Source organism: Ligilactobacillus agilis DSM 20509, from assembly GCF_001436215.1.
GTDB lineage: Bacteria > Bacillota > Bacilli > Lactobacillales > Lactobacillaceae > Ligilactobacillus > Ligilactobacillus agilis.
Genome location: NZ_AYYP01000007.1, coordinates 1 through 2,309, shown reverse-complemented (window position 1 = coordinate 2,309; position 2,309 = coordinate 1). Strand labels below are relative to the sequence as shown.

Annotated in this window: 3 protein-coding genes; all 3 read right to left on the bottom strand. The window is 37.2% G+C overall.

Features of this window, described 5'->3' with window-relative positions; translation table 11 throughout:
* Positions 1 to 73: 73 nt before the first annotated feature.
* Positions 74 to 1,612 (bottom strand): IS66 family transposase, encoded by a 1,539-nt coding sequence (gene tnpC / locus FC14_RS00545; protein WP_056975689.1) that lies wholly within the window; start codon positions 1,610 to 1,612, stop codon positions 74 to 76.
* Positions 1,613 to 1,686: 74 nt separating this feature from the next.
* On the bottom strand, positions 1,687 to 2,043 hold the full coding sequence (tnpB, locus tag FC14_RS00540; protein ID WP_056975687.1) for an IS66 family insertion sequence element accessory protein TnpB: 357 nt from the start codon (positions 2,041 to 2,043) through the stop codon (positions 1,687 to 1,689).
* A complete protein-coding gene (locus tag FC14_RS00535) occupies positions 2,033 to 2,221 on the bottom strand; it encodes a hypothetical protein (protein ID WP_056975685.1) in 189 nt (62 codons plus the stop codon). Before FC14_RS00535 ends, tnpB begins: the two co-directional genes overlap by 11 nt.
* Positions 2,222 to 2,309 lie beyond the last annotated feature (88 nt).

Sequence of the window (2,309 nt, the reverse complement as noted above, 5' to 3'; positions counted from 1 at the left end):
CGTAAGCACTCCATAATTGGACGTTATTGGTAAAAAAAGGCCGTAAAATCACAAAATGTGAATTTACGGCCTTTTAGCTTGCGACGGCGCAACTTTCTTTAACTTTGGAATCCCATGGCAAATAAGCCTCAACATCAACATCTTTTCGTTGTTCTAGTAACGAAAAGATGTAGTTGAGATATTTAGAGACATCTAGTCCATTCAATTTCGCTGTTTGGATTAAGCTGTACCAAATTGCGTTAGCTTTTGCTCCAGCTACCGTTGTCGCAAATAGTGAATTTTTGCGGACTAGAGTTGCTGGTCTGATTGCTTGTTCAACTGGGTTATTTGCTAACGGTAATTCACCAATTTCATAAATCTTTTCCAATCTAGTGCGGAATTTCCTGGCATAACCGATTGCCTTTTTCAATTTACCACTTGGATTAAGGATAGTATCTAGAAAGTCGTAAAACTTATCAACGTATTTCTTCAAATGAAGCTTACGCTTCTGAGCTTTTTCCTTGGCATTTTGATATTCAAGTTGCTTTTCCGCCTCAAAAATACTATTCAAGAGTCTTACCGCTTTAGCTGCATTAGACTGGCTACCATTCTTAAGTGTTTTAACTATCTCGACAAAATGTCTTCGTATATGCACTAAACAGCTGCCATAGGTTATTTGAGGGTATCTTTCGCTACTATAAGCGTTATAACCATCACATATGATACAACCAGTATAATCACTAACTAGCTCGCCAATATTTTCTTGTTTACGATCACTAGAATAGTTAAAAACAACTATTTTCTGATTAGAAAATTCTTCAGTAGTGCGCATTACCCAAAAGTATGATGTACTCCGAGCCTTTTCTGACAACACCTTAAAAGGTGTTTCATCCATATGGATAACAGGGTTATCCAATAAAGTCTTAGTAAGTCTATCATGAATAAATTCTACTTGCTCACTGGCCTTGATAACGGCATGGGCTAATTGTTTTGCGGTTACTGGCAGACCAAGTGATTTAAAATATTGTACCTGTCTATTTAGGGGTGTAGCTAACCCAAATTTATTCATAATTACTACCGGGATAATATCATTAGAAATAAGACTATGTGGCAGGATTGGACTAGTCGGAACTTCACTGGTAATAATCATATCGCCACCTTTAGGGTGGCAGTGCTCACACTTATAAGTTTCTTGATAATGATTACGACAAAAAAGCTCAGGTTTTCTTAAGCCAACCTCACGATAAACACACTTCTTGCCAATTGGAATAAGTTTCTTATGACAATCGGTACAAGTACAAGCTTCTTGTTCAAGTTTATGAACAACATCTACTTGTTCTAGCGAGTCAAGAAACTCAGCCCTTTGACCTTTAGGTTTAGCTTTACGGTGGCGAACTACCCTGAGCTTTGTTTCAACTTCCACTATTTCTTCAGATGAAGTGTCTGTGTTCTCATCTAATTCTTGCAGTTCATCGTCTGACAAGAGGGAAAGCTGATTTTTATCTATTTTTTCCGTTTTTTTTCCAAAAATACGGGCACTAAGGAGCTTAATGGTCTCAGCTTGCTCTTCAATCTTCTGTTGAAGTTGCTGATTTTGTTTCCTAAGCTCTTCTATAATCTTATCTTTATCCATATAGTTCGCCACCTCCTTTTAAGCTTATGCTTAAAAGCATATCAGTGGGTAGCGCTTCTAGTAAAGAAAAATTTTCAATAAAATGAACCTTTTTTGGCACGATGAACTTTTGGCTGTGGTAAAGGATTTAATCCTTTTAAAAGTAGATTAAGTTGCTGACTATCCAACTCCTTAACCTCCTCACTATTTCGTGGCCAAGTTAAACGTCCGTTATCAAACCGCTTGTAAAGTAGTATGAACCCTTCACCGTCCCAGTAAAGAGCCTTAAACCTATCATTTCTCCGTCCACAAAATAAAAATAAGGAGTCATCGTAAAGATCTAAGCCGAAGTTATCGGCAATTAAGATTGCCAGCGTATCAATTCCTTTACGTAAATCAGTGTTACCACAAACAATGTACACATGCCTAGGGGCATGATAATTAACCAGCATGCTTCTTCACCAACTCCCAGATATCATTCATAAGTTCGACATCAGCACCGTGATATAGCGAAATTTTCACTTTGTCTAGCTTTATTTCAGTAGCTAGTCTCAACTTATTGGTTCTGTTTTTAGCTTTAGGCTTACGTTTTAGTGTCGATTTAAACTCAACAATCTCTTGCTTTTCCATGAAAAAAATCCTCCTATACTATGTCCATGTTAGTAGTATAGGGGGATTAGGAAAATATTTACATACGTCTCATTATGGAGTGCTTACG

Coding starts and splice junctions, on each gene's coding strand:
- tnpC (WP_056975689.1), bottom strand. CDS start 1,612: ATGGATAAAGATAAGATTATAGAAGAGCTTAGGAAACAAAATCAGCAA.
- FC14_RS00535 (WP_056975685.1), bottom strand. CDS start 2,221: ATGGAAAAGCAAGAGATTGTTGAGTTTAAATCGACACTAAAACGTAAG.
- tnpB (WP_056975687.1), bottom strand. CDS start 2,043: ATGCTGGTTAATTATCATGCCCCTAGGCATGTGTACATTGTTTGTGGT.